The organism is Erythrobacter neustonensis (genome assembly GCF_001663175.1).
Lineage (GTDB): Bacteria > Pseudomonadota > Alphaproteobacteria > Sphingomonadales > Sphingomonadaceae > Erythrobacter > Erythrobacter neustonensis.
Genome location: NZ_CP016033.1, coordinates 774547 through 797588, shown reverse-complemented (window position 1 = coordinate 797588; position 23042 = coordinate 774547). Strand labels below are relative to the sequence as shown.

Here is a 23042-nt window from a genome sequence, read left to right as displayed (position 1 = left end):
CCGCAAGTTTGACCACGGGCAGCCGGAAGATTACACGGTAAAGCGGATGGCGGCTCTGGTTCAGAGCCGCCATTTGCGTTTCCATCCCCTTCAGATTTCTCAATTTCAGGAAGTGATGCCCATGTCGATTACTCCGCTCATGCCCGTTTACCCGCGCTGCGGCGTGAGGCCGGTGCGCGGTGAGCACTGCCATCTGATCGGCGAGGACGGCACGCGCTATCTCGATTTTGCCAGTGGGATCGCGGTGAACCTGCTCGGCCATTCGCACGAAGGGCTGATCGGGGCGATCCAGAAGCAGGCGGCGACGCTGATGCACGTCTCGAACCTGTATGGCAGTCCGCAAGGCGAAGAGCTGGCCCAGTGGCTGGTCGACAAGACCTTCGGCGACACGGTGTTCTTCACCAATTCGGGCGCCGAAGCGGTCGAATGCGCGATCAAGACCGCGCGCGCGTTCCATCAGAACGCGGGCGATGCGGGCGACAAGGGCCGGTTCGAGATCATCACCTTCCACAACGCCTTCCACGGCCGCACGATGGCGACGATCAGCGCGTCGAATCAGGAAAAGATGCACCACGGCTTCTCGCCGCTGCTCGCCGGGTTCAAGTATGCGCCGTTTGACGATCTCGAGGCCGCAAAGGCGCTGATCGGACCGCAGACCGCGGGCATTCTGGTCGAGCCGATCCAGGGCGAAGGCGGCATTCGCCCTGCCTCGCAGGAATTCATGGCGGGCCTGCGCGCGCTCTGCGACGAGCATGGTCTGATGCTGATCCTCGACGAGGTGCAGTGCGGCGTCGCGCGCACGGGCAAGCTTTACGCTTACGAGCACTACGGCATCACGCCCGATATTCTGGCAACCGCCAAGGGCATCGGAGGCGGTTTCCCGCTCGGCGCATGCATCGCGACCGAACATGCAGCGCGGGGCATGACCTTCGGCACGCACGGATCGACCTATGGCGGCAATCCGCTGGCGATGGCGGCGGGGATGGCCGTGATGCAAGCGGTCGCCAACGACGACTTCCTTGGAGAGGTGGCGGACAAGGGCGAGCGCCTGCGCGCGCGGCTCGAGCAGTTCATCGGCAATTATCCCGAACTGTTCGAACTGGTGCGGGGCAAGGGCCTGATGCTCGGCATCAAGATGAAGATGGAGAGCCGGCCGTTTTACGTCCACCTGCGCGACAACCACCAGCTTCTGACGGTGGCTGCGGGCGACAACACGATCCGCATCATCCCGCCGCTGGTGATCGGGGATGCCGAAATGGACGAATTCTTCGACAAGCTGTCCGCCGGCGCGGCCAGCTTCAAGGTGCCCGAGGCAGCATGACGGCAGGATCGGGTGCGACCCGCCATTTCCTCAATCTCGGTGATGCCGGGGGGGATGGGATTGCGGCGATGATCAATGACGCGATCGGCCGCAAGGCCGCGCGTCAGGGCCTGCCCAAGGGTGCACCCGATCCCGATGCGCCGCTTCAAGGCCGCGTGCTGGCGCTGGTGTTCGAGAAGAACTCCACCCGCACGCGGGTCAGTTTCGACATCGCGATGCGCCAGCTTGGCGGCACGGTGCTGCTGCTCGATTCGTCATCGAGCCAGCTGGGTCGGGGGGAAAGCATCGCGGATACCGCGCGCGTGCTCAGCCGGATGGTCGATGGCATCATGCTGCGCACCGACGACCACGCCAAGATCGAGGAGATGGCCGCGCATGCGGCGGTGCCCGTCATCAACGGCCTTACCGACATGTCGCATCCGTGCCAGATCGTCGCCGATCTGCTGACCGTGATCGAACACGGCAAGGCGCTTCCGGGGCTGGAAGTCGCCTGGTTCGGGGATGGCAACAACGTGCTCCACTCGATCCTCGAGGCGGCCGGCCTGATGAAGTTCAACGTGCGCGTTGCAACGCCGGCGGGTTATGAACCCGATCCGGCCTTCGTCGCTCTGGCCCGCGCTGGCGGAGCGCGCATCACGCTGACGCAGGACGCGCAGATCGCTTCGCGCGATGCCGATGTGATCGTCACCGACACGTGGATTTCGATGGGGCAGGCTCATGCCGAGGCCAAGCTTGCGGCGATGGCTCCCTATCAGGTCGATGCCGCACTGATGGAACTGGCCAGGCCCGAAGCCATTTTCCTTCACTGCCTGCCCGCGCACGTCGGTGAGGAGGTCGCCGAAGACGTGTTCGAGGGCCCGCAATCGGTGGTTTTCGATGAAGCGGAAAACCGCATCCATGCGCAGAAATCGGTGCTCTTGTGGGCTTTCGGGATGTTGAGCGACTGACAGGGGGTTTCGCGGCGCGCCATGCATACCCATATGGCGCGCCATGATTGACACCAACGCTCCCGCCGAAACCTTTTCCGATACCCTGCTGGGGTTCACCCTGCCTGTGCGCAACGCCCGCGGCCGCATCGTCCGGATGGAGGGCGTGCTCGAAGAGGTGCTATCGGCGCACAATTATCCCGCGCCGATCACGCATCTTCTGGGGGAGGCACTGGTGCTGGGCACGCTGATGGGCGGCTTGCTCAAGGGGGAGGCCGCGCAGATGACGCTGCAGGCCCAGACCCAAGGCGGCATCGTCAGCCTGCTGGTGTGCGATTATCGTGCGGGCGCGGTACGGGGCTATGCCGATTTTGACGTCGAGCGGCTGGCCACGCTTGGCGCCAATCCTTCGCTGACGGCGCTGTTTGGTGAAGGCTATCTTGCGATCACCTTTGAAACCGAGGGCAAGCAGCGTTACCAGGGCATTGTCCCGCTCGAAGGTGAGAGCCTGTCAGAGGCCTGCGAAAGCTATTTCACCCAGTCGGAACAGATTCCAACGCTGATCCGCGTGGCCAGCCGCGCGGGCAAGAACGGGCGGATGGCTGCCGGCCTGCTGGTTCAACACCTTCCCGATGGCGAGGAAGGGCGCGAGCGGCTGCATGCCCGGCTCGACCACCCCGATTGGGAGCATGTCGAGGTGCTGTCCGGCACGATCAGCCATGACGAACTGCTTGATCCTGCGCTTTCGCTCGAAGCAATCATCTGGCGGCTGTTTCATGAGGAAAGTGAAGTGCGTGTCCAGCGAGGCGCGACGCTCTCGCGCGGGTGCCGCTGCACCGCTGCGCATTACGAATCGGTGATTGCCCGCTTCCCGGCGGCCGAGCAAGACGAGATGCGCGGCGCCGACGGGATTATCGCGGTCGACTGTGCGTTCTGTTCGAAGCGATTTGCACTCGATCTTTGATGCCCGGCGAAAATTCGTCGCCAGACATGCAACAAACACCAAAACATTCAATTTTCAGCAGATGAAATCTGCCTCAGGACAATCATGACGTATCGCCCCGATATCTCTCCACGCCGTGCAGCCTTTGCCGGGCTTGCTGTGATCGGCGCAATGCTGGGTATGTCAGCGCCGGTGATCGCACAAGGTAGCGGGCTTGCGATGCTGGGAACCCTGAACAAGGGGGAATGGACCATCAAGCAACGCGGCGTCCGGCCTGATCGCAAGATCTGCGTGCGATCGGGCGCCGAACTGATCCAACTGGCTCACCGGACGAGTGGGTGCAGCCGTTTCGTGGTCGAGGATGGTGTCTCGCGCGTGACGGTTCAGTATACTTGCCCCGCCAACGGCTATGGGCGAACGAGCATCAGGCGCGAAACGGGTGCGCTCGTTCAGATCGAAAGTCAGGGCATTCAAGCCGGAAAGCCGTTCGAGCTGATCGCAGAGGCGCGTCGCACGGGATCGTGCTGATCGGGGCCGATTGCGTTTGCCGGTCCGCATGATAGTGCGGCTCTATGTTGGATCGAGAAAATGGGAAGCCGCTGGCAGTTGTTCTGCTGTCGGGCGGGCTGGATTCCATGGTGACGGCAGCGCTTGCACAAGAGGCCGGTTTTGCCGTCCACGCGCTGACGGTTGATTATGGCCAGCGACACAAGCTGGAACTGCAATCAGCGGCAGCTATCGTGGAGCGGCTTGGGCTGGCGGCGCATACGCAAATCGCGCTCGATCTGCGTGCGTTTGGGGGATCGGCGCTGACGGACAGCATCGACGTGCCCAAGGGCGGGGTGGGCCAGGATATCCCGGTGACCTATGTGCCCGCACGCAACCTCGTATTTCTCGCACTGACCACGGCATGCGCCGAGGCTGCAGGCGCGCGTGATGTCTTCATCGGTGTCAACGCGCTCGATTATTCGGGCTACCCTGACTGCCGGCCGGAATTCATCGCGAGTTTCTCCGAAACGGCCCGATTGGGAACCAAGGCGGGCGTGGAGGGCGCTCCGTTCAGGGTGCACACACCGCTACAACATCTCACCAAAGCCGACATCGCGCGCGAATCCGCACGATTGGGCCTTGATCCGGCGTGGAGCTGGTCGTGTTACGACCCCACACCCGAGGGTCTTGCCTGCGGCCTGTGCGATTCATGCCGTTTGCGCAAAAAGGGTTTTGCCGAGGCCGGTATTGTCGATAGCACCCGGTATAACGCCTGACCGCCTGCACCGCGGTCAATTGCAAACAGACGGGTTAGGGGATTGATTTTGGTTGAGGAAGTCACCGCGGCGCAGGATCGCAGCGAACAGCCTGCGTCCGCGTACAGCTGGTACGTGCTTGGCGTCCTGGTTGTGGTTTATATCCTCAACTTCATCGATCGCCAGATCCTCTCGATACTGGCAGTCGACATCAAGCGGGATCTGTCTCTGACCGATGGCCAGTTGGGTTTTCTGGGGGGAGCGGCCTTTGCGGTGTTTTATGCGCTGTTCGGCGTGCCGCTGGGACGATTGGCGGATCGCTGGCACCGCGTGCGCCTGTTGACCATTGGGCTAGTGCTATGGTCGACGATGACAGCCCTGTCGGGCTTTGCCCGGAACTTTTTTTCTCTATCTCTGGCGCGGATGGGCGTGGGCGTAGGCGAGGCTACCGCAAGCCCGACCGCCTATTCGCTGATTTCCGATTATTTCCCGTCGAGGCAGCGCGCCACCGCGCTCGCGATCTATTCCTCCGGCCTTTATATCGGCGGCGGTATCTCGCTGTTCATCGGTGCGAAGATCTCGCAGGTTTGGGATGCAGCCTATCCGGGTGGCGGTCTTGGTGGTCTGGTCGGATGGCAGGCTGCATTTCTTGCGGTCGGCATCCCCGGGGTGCTGCTTGCGGCGTGGGTGGCGTCCTTGCGCGAACCAACGCGCCCGAGCGAGATGGCGCTGGATAGCCGTCATCCGCTGATCGACTTCTTCGTCGATCTTTCAATGCTGCTTCCGCCCTTCACGCTGTTACATGCAATGCGGCGGGGTGCTGCAGCACTCATCATCAACCTGCTGGTTGCTGCCGCGATGGTGGCGCTGGCAGTCGTCATGATCGGTCTGACCGGAAATCTGCCGCAGTGGTCTGCGATGGCCTTCGGCTACTATGCGGTCTTTTCATGGGCATCGACGCTTCGGCGGCATGATCCCGCGACGTTTAAATTGATATGGGGCACCCCTGCCTTCGTCTGCACCGCGCTCGGATACGGGCTCGTGTCGCTGGGAGCTTACGCCCTAGCCTTCTGGTCAGCTCCCTATGCGGAAACCGTTCTAGGCTTGCCAAAGGCAGAACTGGCCTTTGTCCTCGGTGGAAGCGGCGCCGTGTCTGGCTTTCTTGGTGTCATTCTCGGCGGTCGAATGTCGGACCGGCTGCGCAGCCGGAACCCTTCGGGCCGTATTCTTGTGGTGATGTTCGGCATTCTCGCGCCAGTCATTCCGATCTGGATCGGCTTCACCACGTCCAATCCGACACTGTTCTACATCATGAATTTCTTGGCCGGGATGTTTGCTGCGACCGCATTGGGAGCCGCGGCAGCGACGACGCAGGACCTCGTGTTGCCACGGATGAGAGGCACTGCGACGGCCTCTTTCTTCCTCGCTACGACGCTCGTCGGTCTCGCGATTGGCCCTTATATGGTTGGCCAGATATCCGAGCTCAGCGGGAGCATGCGGATCGGGGTGCTCTCATTGATCGCGGTTGCGCCAATTTCATTCGCGCTGCTGGTCTATGCCTACCGTACCCTGCCACAGGCAGAAGCAACCATGACCGAGCGCGCCGAGGCCGCTGCACGGAACTGACGCAGGCCTTTCCCGGCCATGCAGGCAGGAATGCCGATCTGATCATATGAAGAGCGCGATGTCGCGCTGCAGGAGGCTGCGTGTTGCGCGCTTTCGGGTCAGATCGTCATGGTGACGTAAAACGCCCCGGCGCTGTTGGGTAAGGTCGACAGGATATTACCCTGCAGGTTCAACTTCCGGCCCAGCAAAAGATAGTCACGCAAAGAAAAAGGGGCCGGATCGCTCCGGCCCCTCGATCTCGTGGTCTAGAAGGACGCGAGCTTACATGCCCGAACCCGGACCGTAGGTCACTTCCACGCGGCGGTTCTGCGCTTCGCGCACACCGTCAGCGGTCGGAACCCGCGGCTGAGTTTCACCGAAAGCCTGGCTCGTGATACGACCGGTGGGGATGCCACGGCCGGTCAGGTAGGTGCGAACGGCGGTGTTACGACGCTCTGCAAGGCCTTCGTTGTAAGTGGTGCTGCCCGCACGGTCGGTGTGACCTGCCAGCATGACGCTTGCCGTACCGCAGTTGCTGTAAGCAGTGACCGCGCTGTTGAGGATGCCAGCGGCTTCCGACGTGATGTCCGACTTGTCGAAGTCGAAGAACACGATGTACGGGCCGGTGTTGCAAGCAACCCGCGGCGGCGGCGGCGGGGGCGGCGGGGGCGGCGGGGGCGGCGGCGGGGGCGGCGGTGCCACTTCCGGCACAACCACGGGTTCCACACCGCCGAAGTTGTAGGTGAACGAACCCAGCAGCGAGTGCGTGCGGAGCGAGGTGCTCAGCGTGCGGCCCAGCGGATCCACCAGATCGACATCGGGAGCGTTGAAGAAGCGGTACTTCAGGCCGACATCCAGCGAGCGGCTGAGCGGTGCGCGAACACCCGCCAGAATCTGCCAGGCAAAGCCCGTGTCCGAGTCGTTCCAGACGCCGGGGCCGTTCTCGTTGACGCGGCCGTCCATATCGATGCGGGCAACGCCGACACCGCCGCCGACGAAGCCCTGCAGGCCATCGTCATCGCCGAAATCGACAAGACCATTCAGCATGAAGCTCAGTGCGTTGACTTCGCCAATCGCTTCACGGGTGTCGCCAGTGAAGGTGTTGAAACCACCCGGAGCAGTGCTGCTCGGATTGAGGACGAGACCCTGCGTGCCCGCCTGGACATCGCTGAGATCCGCAGCGCGGTAGCTGGCTTCAGCTTCGAGGCGGAAGCCACCGAAGTCGTGACCGACGGTAGCACCGAAGTCGTAACCGGTGTCGTAGTTGGCCTTGGCGTTGTCAGCCACGCCGTTGACGTCGAGGTCCTGATCTTCGACGATCATCACGCCGCCATCACCCTGGATATACCACTGGCCATCGCGGGCCATGGCGGGTGTGGTCAGCGCGGTCGAAGCCATCGCCATTCCAATGACGAGTTTGCGCATTTCGGAAATTCCCCTTTTTATTGGACTTGAGGCACCCTTTGTCTCTATCTTTTCGCCCACCACGAGGCAAGCCATCAATGGCTCCGAGGTGTTGCAAGAATGTCGCGATACGGGGGTCGCGATCAAAAATTCAACCGGAAAAGCCGCGCAAATCCGCCGATCCGCTATCGCGTCTATGGCGTGCCCAGCAGCCCTGCATTCCGCAACGCTTCGATCACGGCATTGATCGCCGCGCGCGCCTGAACGTCGACCACCGTTCCCCCAGCGGCCAACGCCGGCGCTGGCGCCACTTGCCACTGATTGCGGAAAACGACTGAACGTCCGATCGTGCGATCGAACAGAGCGAGACCTTCTGATGGCATGACAAAATGCCAACCGCCATTGATGCGGATCGCGATTGCGCCTTCCTTTCCAACCCATGCACCGCTTGCCGGGCTCGTTACCCGGTAGCACGCGCCGTCAGGTGCCGCCGCGGGAGGCGTTGCCTGCGACGCGGTAATGGCCCGCGCATGTAGCGCGTCCAGCACACTCAAGGCTTGATTGACGAAAAATTCCTTCTGCGCCTGACCTGCGACAATGGCTGTGCTGCGGGCCGCGCAGCGTTTCGGGTTCGGCGGCCGAGAACAGCTGTGCCTGCGCCCCGCTGGCAAAGCGGAGCCGGTGCAGCGACGGCTCGTAAATCGGTTTGTTTCCGGGGCGGCAGACCGCCAACAATCCGCTTTCGCCCTCGACCATCACCGCGCGTGCTTCCGCGAGAGACGAGGAAATCAGCGCGATCCGGGCGTCGGGGTGATTTTCGGCGATCATCCTGACCCATTCGGCGCCCGCCCGCGTCTTGCCGAACCCGCGCCCGGCCATGATCATCCAGATGCGCCAGTCACCCGGCGGCGGCAATTGCTCGCGCCGCGCCGCATATTCCCACACATAATCGAAGCTGTTGCGCTCGGCTTGATCGAGCTTCTTGACCAGTGTGCGGCGCAGTTTCTCGCCGGCCGGGGTGTGGTCGGCAATCAGGTATTCGTAGCTGCCGCTCATTCGCGTTTGCTTTCGGCCGCGGCTTTTTGGCGCGCGATGCGCCGGCGGATATCCTCGATCTTGCGGTCGATCGATGCGCGCACTTCGGCCGGGCTGACATCGCGCACCTGATTGTTGCCGCGCGCTGAACTATCGCGCTGGGCGGCAAGCAGGCGGATCACGTTGGCAAAGTCGAACTTGTCACCGTTGGACGTGATGAGGTCCCTTTCGCGCAGACGGCGGATCACTTCCATTTCGAGATTGAGGTAGCCGTCATTGATCGCCGCCTGCCAGGCGCGGGCGAATTCGGGTTCGTCGCGTCGGGCCTGATAGGCGCGCTCGATACCGACATTTGCAGCCGCCGCGGCGCGGGCGACGTTCGATGTGGCCGACAGCGTTTCGAGAAACAATTTGCGCCAGTGTCGGCCGGGGCAAGCGCGGGGGGAACGGCGAGGCAGTGCGGGGTCGACCATGCAAACCACTCCTGACCGGAAACGGAAAAGGGCGGCTCTCCGTGCTGGAGGGCCGCCCTGTGGCGAATCGCAATTTTTCGATGCTGTCTGTTTCTAACCAGAGAGCGTCACGATGTCAAGATAAATAACCGATCTGGTTAAATGGCCTGTGGTGTCCGCTGTTACCGCGCGTTTAGCAGCCAAATTAGATGATCCCGATCGCCGTGCCGGCACGCTCGAACATGCCGAGGATGGTTTGCACCTGCTCGGCCGAATGTTCGGCGCACAGCGAGCAGCGCAGCAAGGTCATGCCCGCAGGCGTTGCGGGGGGGCGCGCGAGATTAACGTAGAGGCCTTCCTTCAAAAGCGCCTCCCACATCATTGCGCCCTTCTCGAGATCGGGCATGATGACCGCGATGATCGCGCTCTGCGGAGTTTCCGTGCCGAGCTTGAATCCTAGATCGATCAGGCCCTGGTGCAGCGTCCGGCTGTTTTCCCACAGATGCGTGCGCTTGTTGCCGCCATGCATCAGCTTGCGGATCGATACTGCGCTGCTCGCCATCACTGACGGCGGAAGCGCGGCGGTGAAGACATAGGGCCGGCACACCAGCCGCAGCACTTCGAACTTGGGGTGGTTGGAAACGCAGAAACCGCCCACCGTGCCGACGCTCTTGGAGAAGGTGCCGATGATGAAATCGACATCTGCAAGCACGCCCTGCTCCTCGGCGACGCCGCGGCCATGCTCGCCGATAAAGCCCATCGAGTGCGCTTCGTCGACCAGCACCATCGCGCCGTTTTCCTTGGCGATGCGGACCATTTCCCTGAGCGGGGCGACGTCGCCCATCATCGAATAGACGCCTTCGAGCACCACCAGCTTGCCCGCGCCTTCGGGCACGCGCTTGAGCCGCTTTTCGAGCGCTTCGATGTCATTGTGCTTGAACGGCACGACCTCGGCATTGCCCATCGCGCAGCCATCCCAGATCGAGGCGTGGCTGTCGATGTCGAGGATGATGTAATCGCCCTTGCCCGCGAGCGTCGAGATGATCCCGAGGTTGGCCTGATAGCCGGTCGAGAACACCATCGCGTGATCCATGTCGTAGAATTCGCGCAAGGCGGCCTCAACATCGCGGTGATCGCGGAAGGTGCCGTTGAGCACCCGGCTGCCGGTCGTGCCCGCGCCGAAATCCTCCATCGCCTGCTTGCCTGCGGCGATGACATCCTCGTCGAAGGTCATGCCCATGTAATTGTAGGTGCCGAGCAGGATCGTGTCGCGCCCGTTGCAGATCGCGCGGGTGGGCGAAAGCACCTGTTCCATGACGAGGTTGAACGGATCCTCAACTCCGGCGGACAACAACTGTTCGCGGGTCTGGATGATCGGGTCGAACTTCGCCAGCAGATCGACTGCCTCTGCGGCGGTTTCGGTCGTGGTGCTTGCCATTCTCAGCTATCCTGCAGCTTGTGAACCGCCGCCACGAGCTGGCCCCAGTTCTCGATTTCGGCCTGCTGGTTCATCGAGATGATGATGTCGAACTCGTCCTCGATCGCGGCGACGAAATCCATCACGGTCAGGCTGTCGAATTCCAGATCGCCCGCAAAGGTGGTCGCATCCTCGATGGCGATGCCCTTCTTGTTGAACGGCTCGACGAGGGTGCGGATCGCGGTGTCGACTTCGGCGGGGGTCATGGCGTGGCTTTCATTGCGTCGGTGGTCGCGTGGCATGTGCCACGGATATACGTCTGCAAAACGGCGGATGATGCAGCTTGTCAAGTTTTCGCCGCTGCCCGCGATGCCAAGCAGGATCAGACCAGCGCTTTCACCGCATTCATGAAGGGGCCGATCGAGACGGGTTTGGACAGGTATCCTTCGGCCCCGGCAGCGCGAATCCGCTCCTCGTCGCCCTTGGCTGCAAACGCTGTGACTGCGAGCACCGGGATTGCCGACAGGCGCCGGTCGCGCTTGGCCGCTTCGATCAGATCGACCCCGGAAACCCCGCCAAGCTGGATATCCATGATGATGAGATCGGGCGAGGTATCGCGGGCCGTTTGCAGCACCTTGTCGCCATCGGCCACCGGCTCGACCTCGAACCCGTTGGCGCGCAGCACATCGCAGAACAATTTGCGATTGAGGTCATTGTCCTCGACAACCAAGATCCGCTTTGTCACTGCACGCCCCGCATAACGACAGCCTTACGACTAACCCCGCGTAAAGGATACCGCAATTCCGCATCAGCCCCCATCCCCGTCCGTCAATTCGCAAACGCTCGCGCTGGCGGCGCTCGGCTGGGTGCTGGAATGCGAGGACCGCGCCGCGCGCTACCTTGAATTGACCGGGCTCGATCCCGATTCTCTGCGCAGCGGGCTGGGTGATCCGATTGTGCTGGCTTCGGGCATCGAGTTTCTCGCCAATTACGAACCCGATCTGATCCGCGCGGCCGAAGCGCTGGCCGTCACGCCCGAGGAACTGATCGCCGCCAAGGATTTTCTGCAAGCATGACCCGGCCCCTCATCATCTCCGATTGCGACGAAGTGCTGCTGCACATGGTCGCGCCTTTCAAGGACTGGCTGGGGGCGAGCCGGGGGGTCGATTTCCATCTGGAGGGGCATAATTTCGCCGAAGCCCTGCGCTGGCAGGAAAGCGGCGAATTGCTCGCGCCGCCCGATATCTGGCGGATGCTGCGCGAATTCTTCGACACCGAGATGGATTCGCAGGCCCCCATCGCCGGCGCGGTCGAAGGCATCAACACGCTGGCCGAAAAGGCCGATGTGGTGATCCTCACCAATCTCACCGATCATCACCGCGACGCGCGCGCGCAGCAGCTGGCCAAGGTCGGGATCAATGCGCGGGTGTTTACCAATCAGGGGCCCAAGGGCCCGGCGCTGAAGGCGATCATCGACGAATATGCGCCCTCCCGCGCGCTGTTCATCGACGATCTGGCGCAGCACCACGCCAGCGTTGCCGAAATCACCCCTCAGGTTACACGCCTGCACCTGTGCGGCGAACCGATGATCGCCCATGCCATTGATTGTGCGCACCAGGCAGGCCATGCCGAGGCCCGGATCGATCGGTGGGACGAAGCCCTGCCGTGGCTGCTTGAACGACTGGAGAATTGATGATGACCGTTGCCGCCCGTCTTGCCGAACTCGGCATCCAGCTTCCCAAGGCCGCTGCGCCCGTCGCCAGCTATGTGCCGGTGGTGGTCGAGGGCGGTTTTGCCCATGTCTCGGGCCAGCTGCCCTTCGTCGATGGTCAGGTGGTCAAGGGCCGGCTGGGCGACGATGTCGATGTCGCGGGCGGACAGGATGCGGCGCGCGCCTGCGGGCTGATGATCATCGCGCAGCTCGAAGCGGCCGGCCTGCTCGAACGCGTCGGGCGGATCGTCAAGCTGGGCGCCTTCATCAACTGCACCGCCGATTTCACCGACCAGCCCGAGGTTGCCAATGGCGCATCCGATCTGATGGAGCAGGTGTTCGGCGATGCCGGCAAGCATGCACGTGCCGCCGTGGGCGTGCCCGCGCTGCCGCGCGGCGCGGCGGTCGAAGTCGACGCGATCGTCGCGCTGAAGGCATGACCGCTCGCGGCGCGCCCGACTGGCTGACGCGGTGGGAATATGCCCATCGCGGCCTGCACGGGCCGGGCGTGCCGGAAAACTCTCTGGCAGCAGCCAGAGGCGCTATTGCGGCGGGCATGGGGATCGAATGCGATATCCAGCGCAGCCGCGACGATCACCCGATGGTCTTCCACGACTGGGAGCTTTCGCGGCTAACGGGCGAGGGCGGGCTGACCGCGCAGTTTCCTGCCGACGCGATCGAGGCATTGCGTCTGCTCGGCACCGATCAGCGGCCTGTCGGGTTATCGGCGTTTCTTGCCGAAGTTGCTGGCCAAGTGCCGTTGCTGATCGAGATAAAGTCGATGCCCGGCTATGATGTCGAGCGGAGCTGCGCGGCCGTAGCATGGCAACTCGATAGCTACGAAGGTGCGGCTGCGGCGATGAGCTTCGACCCCCGCGTGCCGGAATGGTTCGCGCACAATGCCCCCAATGTGCCGCGTGGGCTGGTGGGAACCGATACGCTCGAGAACGGATTTCAGGGCGTGTGGCGCAATCCCGAGGCGTTGGCACAGGCAGAGGCGGATTTTCTCGCCATCGATGTGCGCGATCTTGCCCGGCCGGAAGCTGCCGCATGGCGCGCGGGCGGACGGCCCTTGCTGACATGGACGGTGCGCTCGCCCGAAACCCGCGCGCTGGGTCTTGCCCATGCCGATGCGCTGATTGCCGAAGGGGGCGGGCTGGCGTGACCGGCGGCGCGAAGGCCAGCGACCTTACCGTCCGGATCGCGTCTTCGGTGTCCGCGTTCGATGCTGCCGAATGGAATGCGCTCGGCGGGGCGGACAATCCTTTCGTCTCCTACGAATTCCTGACCGCGATGGAGGATTCGGGCAGCGTCGGCCCGGGCACCGGCTGGGAACCGGCACCGATTGCGATCACCGACGATGCCGCGCGCCTGCTTGCGGCGATGCCGGCCTATGCAAAAGGGCACAGCCAGGGCGAATATGTGTTCGACCACGCCTGGGCCGATGCCTGGCACCGCGCCGGCGGGCGCTATTATCCCAAGCTCCAGATTGCGGCACCTTTCACGCCCGCCACCGGCCCGCGACTGCTGTTGTCCGATGACAGCCTTGCCGCGCATCTGCTCAAAGGGGCCGAGGCGGTGTGTCTGCAAAACGCGCTGTCGAGCGCGCATGCGACTTTCATCGACCCTCAGCAAATCGCCTTGTTCGAAGAGGCGGGCTGGGCCTTGCGCTCCGACATCCAGTTCCACTGGATCAATCGCGGTTACGCCGCTTTCGACGATTTCCTCGCCGCGCTGTCCTCGCGCAAGCGCAAGGATCTGCGCAAGGAGCGCGCCGCGGCGGTCGAAGGCCTGACCATCCGCCATCTCACGGGCAGCGAGATCGGCGAAGAGCACTGGGACGCGTTCTGGGTGTTCTATCAGGACACCGGGGCGCGCAAATGGGGCAGTCCCTATCTGACGCGCGAGGCTTTCACCCTGCTGGGCGAAAGGATGGGCGACAGGATCGTGCTGATCCTCGCCTATGATGGAAGCGAGCCGATTGCAGGCGCGCTGAATTTCGTCGGCAAGGATGCCTTGTATGGCCGCTATTGGGGCTGCACACGCGACGTGCGCTTCCTCCATTTCGAGTTGTGCTACTATCAGGCGATCGACATCGCGATCACCCGCGGCCTCGCGCGGGTCGAGGCCGGTGCGCAAGGCGGGCACAAGCTGGCGCGCGGGTATGAACCGGTGCAGACCTGGTCCGCGCACTGGATCGCCGACCCGGGCTTTCGCGCGGCGGTCGAAGACTTTCTCGAACGCGAGCGCGAGGGCGTGGCGAGCGATCGGCTCTATCTGGGCGGTCGCACGCCCTTCAGGAAAGCCTAGGCTGCGCGCAGGCGCCCTTCGGCAAGCCACTGGCGCGCACGGCGCTGGGCTTCGGCAATCTCGCGTGCGGTCATTTCGTCCGAGACATCGGCGCGGCAGGACGCGGCATCCTCATGCCCACGGGCAGCGGCGATGTTGAACCACATGTGCGCTTCGATCAGATCGCAGGGTGCGCCGTTGCTTCCGGCAGAAAAGGCCACTCCAAGGTCATAGCAGGCCCCCGCGTCACCCCGTGCAGCCTCGGCCAGCCAAGTGCCAAGCAGGCCTTCCTGCGATGTTTCACGTGAAACACTGCCTCCGATCGCGATGATGGTCATTGTCGAATTTCCCCGTTTCACCGGATCGCCCCCATGCGATCCTTCCGGCGGCAAGGAGTGCGGCATTTATGGTCAAGAATTGGTTAACGCGGTTAGCGGCTTGGCAAACCGGCGTGATTCGGCGCGCCACCGCGCCAAACCGCTTGTGCGCCCTCGGGGCTGTGCCTATAGGCGGCGCACTGCACATCGCTTGCTGGGACCAGGTGAGCCAATGAAAAAATTCAGGGCGTCAGGACGCGACGGTCTTCCCAGCTTTCACGGGATGAGAGAGCTTGATGCCAACCACCGGGTCTGACGATATCGACATCCTCGAAAAGGCCAAGCGCCTGCTCGCTCCCGACTATGTGCCGGGTGACGACGAGGAATACATGAACGAGCGCCAGCAGGCCTATTTCCGGATGTTGCTGATCGAATGGAAACGCTCGATCCACTCGGCCGCCGGACAGACGCTGCAATCCTTGCAGGATGGGCCGATGCGCGAAGCCGATCTCACCGACCGCGCATCGAGCGAAACCGACTGGGGCATCGAACTGCGCACCCGCGACCGGCAACGCAAGCTGGTCTCCAAGATCGATGCGGCGCTGCGGCGGATCGATTCGGGCGAATACGGCTATTGCGAGGTCACCGGCGATCCGATCGGGCTGCGACGCCTGATTGCCCGCCCGGTCGCCACGATGACGGTCGAAGCACAGGAAGCGCACGAACGCCGCGAAAAGGTATCGCGCGACGATTGATCGCAGCACTGTCGACATGACCTGTGCCGCGCTGGGACGGCGCGCAACGCGGCACGGCTGCGCAGGGTGGATTTTACGATACGTTAACTGCAATTGCGGCACCACCGATGCACACCCGAACCACGGCGCTCGCGCAGTGACGGGGTGTGCGCAAGAGAACATTCGGCTAGGAGGCGACCCTCAAGATGACGGGAGTTGAGACACGCAGTGTCACACGCGACAGCCTGTTTTTGCTGGCCGATATTCGTGTCGAACACAGCGCCGAGCCGCACCGCGTGCGCGTGCGCAACCTGTCGGACGGCGGGATGATGGGCGAGGGCCAGTTGCGCGTCCAGCGCGGTCACCGCGTCTCGGTCGAATTGCGCCACATCGGGGTCGTCGGCGGAACCGTGGCGTGGGTGCAGGACAACCGCTTCGGCGTCGCCTTCGACGAGGAAATCGATTCGCAGGCGGCGCGCCGACCGGTGCAGGGCGCTGAAGATCAGATTGCCATCGTTGCCAAGCCGTCGTGGGCACACCGTGCACCGCCGCCGCCCGAGCGGGGCACGCTGCGCAAGATCTGATCCATCGGGTTCAGCCGCGCAGTGGCCGCAGGTGCCAGCGCGGATTGCGCAAGCTGACCTGACTGTTCGAAGCTGCTAGGCTGGCGCGTAATGCGATTCTGGCTGTCCCTGTGTGCACTTGCACTGTCTGCCTCCTGCAGCCCCACGGGCGGCGGAGGCCCACTCGAAGTCGCGATCATCGGTGAGCCCGACAGCCTGTTCCAGCAGGGTGTGCGCCTGTCGCCCGCAGCCCAGCACATCCGCGCCGCCACCCACGAAGGGCTGGTCGCGCTTGATCAGGGTGGGCAAGTGGTTCCCGCGATCGCCGAACGCTGGATCATCACCGATGACGGCTTGAGTTATATCTTCCGCCTGCGCGACAGCACATGGCCCGGGGGCGAGGAGATTGCAGCAGAGGATATTCGCGCCCAGTTGCGCAGCGCGATCGCGCGGCTGCGCGGCACCTCGCTCGGGCTCGATCTCGGCAAGGTGCGCGAAATCCGGGCGATGACCGGGCGGGTGATCGAGATCCGGCTGACCGCGCCGATGCCCGATTTCCTGCGGCTGATGGCGCAGCCCGAACTGGGCTTTGCGCGCTCCGGCAGCGGCGCAGGCCCGATGGCATTGTCGCGCGACGAGGAGACCGGGCGCGCCCGGCTGACCGCGCTCCCGCCCGAAAGCCGCGGCTTGCCTGCGCGCGAGGACTGGGAAGCCATGGCGCGCCCTGTCGAAGTTCGCGGGCTGGCCGCAGGCGCTGCGGTGCAGGCTTTTTCGCGCGGCGATGTCGATCTGGTGATCGGCGGCACGATCGTCGATTTCCCGCAAGCCGAAGCAGGCCCGCTGTCGCGCGGAACGATCCAGGTCGACCCGACGATCGGCCTGCTTGGCCTCAGCGTCCGCCGCGAAACGGGTTTCATGGCCGATCCCGCGCGGCGCGAGGCCCTGTCGATGGCGATCGACCGAACCGCGCTGATCCAGGCGTTCGGGCTTGGCGGCTGGCGGCAGGCAACCTGGATCGTTCCCCCCGATGCCTATGGCGCCGCGCCATACGGACCCGATCGCTGGAACGGCGCGTCGATCCTTGACCGACGCGAGGTCGCTGCGGCGCGGGTCGCCGCGTGGACTTCCGCAGCGCCCGGGCGCGAAGCGGTGGTGCGCGTCGCCTTGCCGGACGGGCCGGGCAGCGATCTGCTGCTGCGCCAGCTGTCCGAGGCATGGCGCAGCATCGGCGTCACCACCCGCCGCGCCGCACCGGGCGAGGCGGCCGATCTGGCACTGCGCGATACGCTCGCCCGGTTCACCTCGCCACGCTGGTATCTCAACCAGTTCAACTGCGCGGTCGCGAACGGGATCTGCGCGCCGGAAGCCGATGCGATCGTCCGCCAGTCGCTTGGCGAAAAGGACATGGGCCGCCGCGACGTGTTGCTTGCGGAAGCGCATTCTGCGCTGGTCGAGCGCGAGGTTTACATTCCGCTGGGCGTTCCGATCCGCTGGTCGCTGGTGCGCGCATCGATCCGCAATTACCTGCCCAACCCGTGGGCCTTTCACCCCTTGTACCCGCTTTCGCAGCCCACCACATAGAGGGCTATGGACAAGCCCATGCCCCGCCGCCCGCAACCGATCGGCTTTGCATTTCCCACCGGCACCGATGCCGCATCGGTACGCGCCCGCGTGGTTGCGATGGAGCGGCTGCTCGAACGCAGTTTCACCGTGCCGGGGATCGGCACCCCCGTCGGGCTCGATGCGCTGGTCGGGTTGGTCCCGGTGCTGGGCGATGTCGTGACCGCAGCAATGGGCGCCTATATCGTGTGGGAGGCCAGGAACCTTGGCCTGCCCAAGTGGAAGCTTGCGCGGATGGGGGCCAACGTCCTGTTCGACACCGCGATCGGGGCGATCCCGCTGATCGGCGATGCGGCGGACATCATGTTCCGATCGAACAGCAAGAACCTCAGGATCCTGCTGCGCCACCTCGACAAGCACCATCCCCACACCCGCGTGATCGAGGGCTAGTTTCCTCGGGCAGTGCGGCGCGCTAGGGATGGCGGCATGAACGCCGAAGTCACCTATGCCAGCTATCTCGATCTGGACCGAATTCTCGCAGCCCAGCACCCTGCCTCCGATGCGCATGACGAACTGCTGTTCATCATCGTCCATCAGGCGAGCGAGCTGTGGCTGAAGCTGTGCCTGCACGAACTTGCCGCCGCGCGCGATTGTATCGAGACCGACAACCTGCGCCCCGCTTTCAAGATGCTCGCGCGGGTGGCGCGCGCGCAGGCGCAGCTGATCCAGAGCTGGGATGTGCTTTCCACCATGACCCCGCACGATTACTCCGCGATCCGTCCGCATCTGGGGGGATCGTCCGGGTTCCAGTCCGCGCAATACCGGATGATGGAATTCATGCTCGGCGGGCGCGATGGCAAGCATGTGCGGCTGCATCGCAGCAATGCCGACTGGGCAGGCCGGCTGGAGGCCGAAACGCAGCGCGCGAGCCTTTACGATGCGGCGATCCACCTGCTTGCCCGGCGCGGTTTCGCGATCGATCAAGCGGTGCTGGCACGCGATCCGGCCATGCCCTATGCGCCCGATGCCAGCGTCGAGGCCGCATGGGCCGCGATCTACCGCGACCCCCAGGCACACTGGGACCTGTATGAACTTGCCGAAAAGCTGGTCGATCTCGAATACCATTTCCAGCGCTGGCGTTTCGGCCATCTGAAAACGGTCGAACGGATCATCGGCTTCAAGCGTGGCACCGGCGGTACGCCCGGCGTCCCTTATCTCGAAGGCGTCTTGAAGCAGGCCTTCTTCCCCGAACTGCTCAGCGTCAGGACCGCGATATGACCCCCGACACCCGCGCCCGAGAATTCGACGCCGCCGATCCGTTGGGCCATTTCCGCGCGCGGTTTCGCCTGCCCGAAGGGGTGATCTACCTCGACGGCAATTCGCTGGGCGCGCTGCCCAAGGCGACGCCGGGCACGCTGGCGCGCGTGGTGGAAAGCGAATGGGGCGACGGGCTGATCCGGTCATGGAACGATGCCAACTGGTTCGACATGGCCGCGCGCGTGGGCGCCAAGATCGCGCCGCTGATCGGTGCCCGCCCGAACGAAGTTATCGCCTGCGATTCGACCAGCGTGAACCTGTTCAAGCTGATCGCCGCCGCTCTGGCGATGCGACCGGGGCGGAAGGCGGTGTTGTCCGAACCCGGCAATTTCCCGACCGATCTCTACATGATCGCAGGGTTGGAAGCGCAAGGGTTGGCCCAGCGCCGGCTGGCCCCGCGCGAGCAACTGGCCGCGGCGCTGGACGGGGATGTCGCGCTGCTGATGCTCACCCACGCGCATTACAAGACCGGCGCGTTGCACGACATGGCTGCGCTGACCCGCGCGGCGCATGATGCGGGGGCGCTGGTGCTGTGGGATCTGTCGCATTCGACCGGAGCCTTGCCGGTCGACCTCGATGCAGTGGGCGCCGATTTCGCGGTCGGGTGCGGTTACAAATACCTGTGCGGCGGGCCGGGCGCGCCCGCGTTTGCCTTCGTCGCCGAGCAGCATCAGGCGGAGTTGCAGCAACCGCTGACCGGCTGGTTTGGCCATGCCGCGCCCTTTGCCTTCTCGGACGATTATGCCGGCGCTGCGGGGATCGAACGTCTGCAATGCGGCACCCCGCCGGTGCTCGGGCTGGCGGCGCTGGAAGTGGGTGTCGACCTGATCGCGGAGATCGGGGTCGACCGGCTTTACGCCAAGTCGCAGGCATTGTCCGAGTTCTTCCTCGAAAGCCTGATGGCGCATGATGTGGCGCTCGATCTGGTCAGCCCGCCGCGCGCCGCCGATCGGGGGAGCCAGCTGTCGTTCCGCCACCCGCAAGCCTATGCGATCTGCCAGGCGCTGATCGCACGCGGCGTGATCGGCGATTTCCGTGCGCCCGATGTGCTGCGGCTGGGATTTGCGCCCGCCTATCTGAGCTTTGCCGACATGGCCGCCGCCGCGCGCCATATCGCCGAAGTGTTGGCTTCGGGCGAATGGCAGCGCGAAGAGTTCAACCAGCGCGCCGCGGTGACCTGACGGCTTTCGGCCCGCAGGGCCGCGAGCGCACGCGCGCGAGCCGCAGGCGCCCCGTACCCCGGACTTGATCCGGGGGAAGGGAACAGCGCCGAGGAAGAAGGCGCGGAGGCGCCTTCCCAATCAAACAGTGCGCTCGGCCTTGTCCTTGTCGTTGGTGCCCTTGATCATGCTGCGCATCTGGTCCCACTCGGCATCGCCGAGACCCTGCAGCATTCCGTAGAACGTCCCGCCATTGGCCTGAAAGCCTGCGCCGTCGATCGCGATGGTCTGGCCATTCACATATTCCGCGCCCGGCCCCATCAGGAACACCGCAAGGTTGGCGAGTTCGTGCATCTCGCCCGCGCGGCCCATCGGGTTCATGCTGTTGCCCGAATTGCCGCCCGCGCCGCCCGGATGCAGCCGCGCGTTCATGCCCTTGGTCGGGAAGAGGCCCGGCGCGATGGCGTTGAACCTCAGGCCATAGCGGCCCCATTCGGTCGCAAGGCTCTGGGTCATGGCGTTGATCGCGGTCTTGCTCATCGCGGAAGGCACCACGAAGGCGCTGCCCGACCATACCCAGGTGGTGAGGATCGAGAGGAAACTGGCGCGTCTCTTCTCCGCGATCAGCCGCTTGCCGATGTCCAGCGTGACATAGAAGGTGCCGCGCATAACGATATCGGCGATCGCATTGAAGCCATTGACCGACAGGTCCTCGGTGCGGCTGATGAAGTTGCCCGCGGCGTTGTTGACCACGCCGGTGAGAGCGCCGCCATCGGCCCAGATCGCGTCCACCATCGCGTGGATCGCGTCCGGATCGCGGATGTCGCAGGCCATTCCGACGATCTTTCCGCCGTGAAGGGCAGTCAGTTCCGCCGCCGTCTCGTCGAGCTTCCCCTGCCGCCGCCCGCAGATATAGACGGTCGCGCCCAGTTTCAGAAAGGCTTCGGCCATCTCGCGCCCAAGGCCCGTGCCGCCGCCGGTGACGAGAATGCGCTCGCCCGCCATCAAGCCATCGCGGAACATCAGCTTCGATACGTCCATGGCAGTCCTCTCAGAGACCGAGCACGGTCTTGGCGATGATGTTCTTCTGCACTTCGTCCGATCCGCCGAAGATCGTCTGCGCGCGGTTGTTGAGATAGCGGCCCATCGCGGTCTGGGCATATTCGCTGCCCACCGGTTCGGGGGCCTCATTGCCGTAAAGCGGGCGTTCCAGCGGCAGTTGCAGCGCATCATTGCCCAGCAGTTCGAGCCGCAGCACATCGACCTTCTGCCCGATATTCGATCCGAGCAGCTTGACCAGCGAGGTCTGCGGGCCTGGCGCCTTGCCCTTGGCAAGTTCGGCGAGAATGCGCAGTTCGGTCACCTCCAGCGCCTCGGCTTCCAGCCGGACGCGAGCGAGCCGGTCGCGGAAACGCGGGTCGTGCGCCATTGCGCCGTTGACGCCCGATGGCTGGGTCTGCGCAAGGTTTTCGAGCCGCTCGATCGATTGCAGCAGTCGCGGCGCATAGCACGATCCGCCGCGCTCGTTTTCGAGCAGGAACTTGGCGATGCTCCAGCCTTGGCCTTCCTCGCCGATGCGGTTTTCCTGTCCGGTGCGCGCGTCGGTGAAGAACACCGCATTGACCTCGTGATCGCCCGACATTGAATGGATCGGGGTCACGCTGATCCCCGGCTGGTCCATCGGCACCAAGAGGAAGCTGATCCCCGCCTGCTTCTTCACGCTGGCATCGGTGCGCACCAGCGCGAAGATCCAGTCGGCGTGGTGCGCGTGGGTGGTCCAGATCTTCGATCCGTTGATGACGTACTCGTCACCCTCCAGCCGCGCGGAGGTCTTGAGGCTGGCAAGGTCCGAGCCCGATCCGGGTTCCGAATAGCCCTGGCACCAGTAATCCTCGCCCGACAGGATGCGCGGCAGGAAGCGCGCCTTTTGTTCGGGCGTGCCGAATGCGCAGATCACCGGGCCGACAAGGCGCAGGCCCAGGATCGCAAGCGAGGGCGCCCCGGCGAGCGCGCATTCCTTTTCGAAGATGAACTTCTGCGTCGGGCTCCAGCCGGTGCCGCCATCTTCTTTCGGCCAGTGCGGCGCAACCCAGCCTTGCTTGTAGAGGATGCGGTGCCATTCCATTCCGATGTCGGGTTCGACGAAGACGCCGGGCGTGCGGCGTGCCCCGTCACGCAGCCGTTCGGGAAGGTGATCCTTCAGAAAGGCGCGCACTTCCTCGCGGAAGGCGATGTCTTCGGGGCCAAAGTCCATATCCATTGCGTCGGATCCCAATCAGTTCCCGTCCCTCGTCTCGTCTCTTTGGGCCCAGCGGATCGTGCGCCGCAGCAGGTCATAATAGACGTCGTAGTTCCAGGCGCACATTTCCTTGTGCGGGTAGAAATCGGCCATCCCCGGCAGGTCGTGATGCCCCCGGCAATGCCCGAGCGCATTGTATACGATCTGCCCTGCGCCAAGGTCCCTCGTATAAAGGATAGGAACGCTGGTCATGTCCCACTGGCTTTGCGTGAACCCGGTCGCCTCGCCTTGGAAGGTGGTCTGCATCAGCGTTTCGATCGGCGCAGTGGTCTTGGACAGGTAGAGCTCGTCGACCACCTCGAAATCCGTGATCCCGCGGGTGAGTTCGTGGTCCTTGTTGACCACCTCGACCGGGAATTTGCCGATCGGCGGGTGGGCGACAAATTGCGTGCCGAGCATCTCCATCACATCGGGCCGCTCGTCGGGCGCGTCGACCAGGCCTTCGGCGGTGAAGACGAGGATCGAGTTGGTGCCGTGGAGCGCCATCCACTTGCCGCCTTTCTCCAGCCACGCCTTGAGCTGCTTGGCCTGCTCCGGGGTCGGCATCAGGTCGCAGGTGTAGGTGATGAGGAAACGGCACTGGTCGAGCCGCTCCAGCCCCGAGTAATCCGCCGCCACCGTGGTGCGGATATGCGGATGCTCGGCCATTAGCTTGAGGATTTCGAGCCGGGCGTAGTCGATATCGTGATACTTGCCCGCGGCGATGAAATGCGCGTCGATCCGGGTGGCGGGTTGCTCTGCCATG

General features: G+C 64.0%; 28 protein-coding genes. 17 read left to right on the top strand and 11 right to left on the bottom strand.

All coding sequences use genetic code 11. The annotated features are described in order from the left end of the window. The first annotated feature begins 121 nt into the window (after positions 1-121). From A9D12_RS03750 to A9D12_RS03725, 6 genes are all read left to right on the top strand, one after another. Complete coding sequence (locus A9D12_RS03750; RefSeq protein ID WP_068349919.1) at positions 122-1321, top strand: aspartate aminotransferase family protein; 1200 nt, start codon at positions 122-124, stop codon at positions 1319-1321. Beyond that, the gene (argF, locus tag A9D12_RS03745; RefSeq protein ID WP_068349917.1) at positions 1318-2268 is read left to right on the top strand and encodes an ornithine carbamoyltransferase; all 951 of its coding nucleotides are present in this window, start codon (positions 1318-1320) and stop codon (positions 2266-2268) included. The genes A9D12_RS03750 and argF overlap by 4 nt, the downstream gene beginning before the upstream one ends. Before the next feature lie 43 nt (positions 2269-2311). Then, on the top strand, positions 2312-3211 hold the full coding sequence (gene hslO / locus A9D12_RS03740; RefSeq protein WP_068349915.1) for an Hsp33 family molecular chaperone HslO: 900 nt from the start codon (positions 2312-2314) through the stop codon (positions 3209-3211). Between the two features lie 84 nt (positions 3212-3295). Next, positions 3296-3718, top strand: coding sequence for a hypothetical protein (locus tag A9D12_RS03735; RefSeq protein ID WP_068349913.1), 423 nt, complete (start codon positions 3296-3298; stop codon positions 3716-3718). 44 nt (positions 3719-3762) lie between these two features. Next, entirely contained in the window at positions 3763-4455 is a 693-nt protein-coding gene (gene queC / locus A9D12_RS03730) for a 7-cyano-7-deazaguanine synthase QueC (RefSeq protein WP_068349911.1), read from the top strand. Between the two features lie 48 nt (positions 4456-4503). Beyond that, positions 4504-6060 carry a spinster family MFS transporter gene (locus tag A9D12_RS03725; RefSeq protein ID WP_068353591.1) on the top strand — a complete coding sequence of 519 codons (1557 nt, stop codon included), beginning with the start codon at positions 4504-4506 and terminating at the stop codon, positions 6058-6060. A gap of 261 nt (positions 6061-6321) precedes the next feature. On the opposite strand, the gene A9D12_RS03720 is transcribed toward A9D12_RS03725, so the two are convergent. The 7 genes from A9D12_RS03720 to A9D12_RS03695 all read right to left on the bottom strand — a co-directional run bounded on the left by A9D12_RS03720 (position 6322) and on the right by A9D12_RS03695 (position 11092). Beyond that, positions 6322-7464, bottom strand: a complete 1143-nt coding sequence (locus A9D12_RS03720; protein WP_068349909.1) for an OmpA family protein — start codon at positions 7462-7464, stop codon at positions 6322-6324. A gap of 173 nt (positions 7465-7637) precedes the next feature. Then, the gene (locus A9D12_RS15185) at positions 7638-7991 is read right to left on the bottom strand and encodes a DUF2793 domain-containing protein (protein ID WP_418251578.1); all 354 of its coding nucleotides are present in this window, start codon (positions 7989-7991) and stop codon (positions 7638-7640) included. After that, positions 7924-8499 (bottom strand): terminase large subunit domain-containing protein, encoded by a 576-nt coding sequence (locus A9D12_RS14835; RefSeq protein ID WP_068349907.1) that lies wholly within the window; start codon positions 8497-8499, stop codon positions 7924-7926. Before A9D12_RS14835 ends, A9D12_RS15185 begins: the two co-directional genes overlap by 68 nt. Then, positions 8496-8951, bottom strand: coding sequence for a hypothetical protein (locus A9D12_RS03710; protein ID WP_068349905.1), 456 nt, complete (start codon positions 8949-8951; stop codon positions 8496-8498). Before A9D12_RS03710 ends, A9D12_RS14835 begins: the two co-directional genes overlap by 4 nt. 184 nt (positions 8952-9135) lie before the next feature. Next, positions 9136-10368 (bottom strand): serine palmitoyltransferase, encoded by a 1233-nt coding sequence (spt, locus tag A9D12_RS03705; RefSeq protein WP_068349903.1) that lies wholly within the window; start codon positions 10366-10368, stop codon positions 9136-9138. A 2-nt stretch (positions 10369-10370) separates the two neighbouring features. Then, positions 10371-10613: an acyl carrier protein gene (locus A9D12_RS03700; RefSeq protein WP_068349897.1), complete on the bottom strand. Its 243-nt coding sequence runs from the start codon at positions 10611-10613 to the stop codon at positions 10371-10373. Positions 10614-10729: 116 nt separating this feature from the next. Continuing rightward, positions 10730-11092: a response regulator gene (locus tag A9D12_RS03695; RefSeq protein ID WP_068349895.1), complete on the bottom strand. Its 363-nt coding sequence runs from the start codon at positions 11090-11092 to the stop codon at positions 10730-10732. Between the two features lie 121 nt (positions 11093-11213). Between A9D12_RS03695 and A9D12_RS03690 the strand changes: the two genes are divergently transcribed. The 5 genes from A9D12_RS03690 to A9D12_RS03670 are packed head-to-tail and all read left to right on the top strand — an operon-like array spanning position 11214 to position 14368. Continuing rightward, positions 11214-11423: a DUF3572 family protein gene (locus A9D12_RS03690; RefSeq protein ID WP_068349893.1), complete on the top strand. Its 210-nt coding sequence runs from the start codon at positions 11214-11216 to the stop codon at positions 11421-11423. Further along, positions 11420-12040, top strand: a complete 621-nt coding sequence (locus tag A9D12_RS03685) for an HAD family hydrolase (protein ID WP_068349892.1) — start codon at positions 11420-11422, stop codon at positions 12038-12040. The genes A9D12_RS03690 and A9D12_RS03685 overlap by 4 nt, the downstream gene beginning before the upstream one ends. A gap of 2 nt (positions 12041-12042) precedes the next feature. Beyond that, on the top strand, positions 12043-12498 hold the full coding sequence (locus tag A9D12_RS03680; protein ID WP_197489909.1) for a RidA family protein: 456 nt from the start codon (positions 12043-12045) through the stop codon (positions 12496-12498). Next, positions 12495-13223 carry a glycerophosphodiester phosphodiesterase family protein gene (locus tag A9D12_RS03675; protein ID WP_068349890.1) on the top strand — a complete coding sequence of 243 codons (729 nt, stop codon included), beginning with the start codon at positions 12495-12497 and terminating at the stop codon, positions 13221-13223. Before A9D12_RS03680 ends, A9D12_RS03675 begins: the two co-directional genes overlap by 4 nt. Then, positions 13220-14368, top strand: coding sequence for a GNAT family N-acetyltransferase (locus tag A9D12_RS03670; RefSeq protein WP_068349889.1), 1149 nt, complete (start codon positions 13220-13222; stop codon positions 14366-14368). The genes A9D12_RS03675 and A9D12_RS03670 overlap by 4 nt, the downstream gene beginning before the upstream one ends. Here the strand turns inward: A9D12_RS03670 and A9D12_RS03665 are convergent. Beyond that, the gene (locus tag A9D12_RS03665) at positions 14365-14685 is read right to left on the bottom strand and encodes an SEL1-like repeat protein (RefSeq protein ID WP_068349886.1); all 321 of its coding nucleotides are present in this window, start codon (positions 14683-14685) and stop codon (positions 14365-14367) included. The genes A9D12_RS03670 and A9D12_RS03665 overlap by 4 nt on opposite strands. Before the next feature lie 275 nt (positions 14686-14960). On the opposite strand from A9D12_RS03665, the gene dksA reads away from it, so the two are divergent. The 6 genes from dksA (at position 14961) to kynU (ending at position 20019) form a co-directional block, all read left to right on the top strand. Beyond that, positions 14961-15419 carry an RNA polymerase-binding protein DksA gene (dksA, locus tag A9D12_RS03660; RefSeq protein ID WP_068349885.1) on the top strand — a complete coding sequence of 153 codons (459 nt, stop codon included), beginning with the start codon at positions 14961-14963 and terminating at the stop codon, positions 15417-15419. 185 nt (positions 15420-15604) lie between these two features. Further along, positions 15605-15982 carry a PilZ domain-containing protein gene (locus A9D12_RS03655; RefSeq protein ID WP_068349884.1) on the top strand — a complete coding sequence of 126 codons (378 nt, stop codon included), beginning with the start codon at positions 15605-15607 and terminating at the stop codon, positions 15980-15982. A gap of 90 nt (positions 15983-16072) precedes the next feature. Next, positions 16073-17542: an ABC transporter substrate-binding protein gene (locus A9D12_RS03650; RefSeq protein WP_068349883.1), complete on the top strand. Its 1470-nt coding sequence runs from the start codon at positions 16073-16075 to the stop codon at positions 17540-17542. Positions 17543-17560: 18 nt separating this feature from the next. Beyond that, the gene (locus A9D12_RS03645) at positions 17561-17971 is read left to right on the top strand and encodes a DUF4112 domain-containing protein (protein ID WP_068353588.1); all 411 of its coding nucleotides are present in this window, start codon (positions 17561-17563) and stop codon (positions 17969-17971) included. 36 nt (positions 17972-18007) lie between these two features. Continuing rightward, positions 18008-18799 (top strand): tryptophan 2,3-dioxygenase, encoded by a 792-nt coding sequence (locus A9D12_RS03640; protein WP_068349882.1) that lies wholly within the window; start codon positions 18008-18010, stop codon positions 18797-18799. Beyond that, a complete protein-coding gene (kynU, locus tag A9D12_RS03635; protein ID WP_068349881.1) occupies positions 18796-20019 on the top strand; it encodes a kynureninase in 1224 nt (407 codons plus the stop codon). Before A9D12_RS03640 ends, kynU begins: the two co-directional genes overlap by 4 nt. A 120-nt stretch (positions 20020-20139) precedes the next feature. Here the strand turns inward: kynU and A9D12_RS03630 are convergent, their stop codons facing one another. From A9D12_RS03630 to A9D12_RS03620, 3 genes are read right to left on the bottom strand one after another with little or no spacing between them, the layout of a single operon-like run. Continuing rightward, positions 20140-21039: an SDR family oxidoreductase gene (locus tag A9D12_RS03630; protein WP_068349880.1), complete on the bottom strand. Its 900-nt coding sequence runs from the start codon at positions 21037-21039 to the stop codon at positions 20140-20142. A 10-nt stretch (positions 21040-21049) separates the two neighbouring features. Beyond that, on the bottom strand, positions 21050-22258 hold the full coding sequence (locus A9D12_RS03625; protein WP_068349874.1) for an acyl-CoA dehydrogenase family protein: 1209 nt from the start codon (positions 22256-22258) through the stop codon (positions 21050-21052). A 15-nt stretch (positions 22259-22273) separates the two neighbouring features. Beyond that, a complete protein-coding gene (locus A9D12_RS03620) occupies positions 22274-23041 on the bottom strand; it encodes a ThuA domain-containing protein (RefSeq protein ID WP_068349873.1) in 768 nt (255 codons plus the stop codon). Position 23042 lies beyond the last annotated feature (1 nt).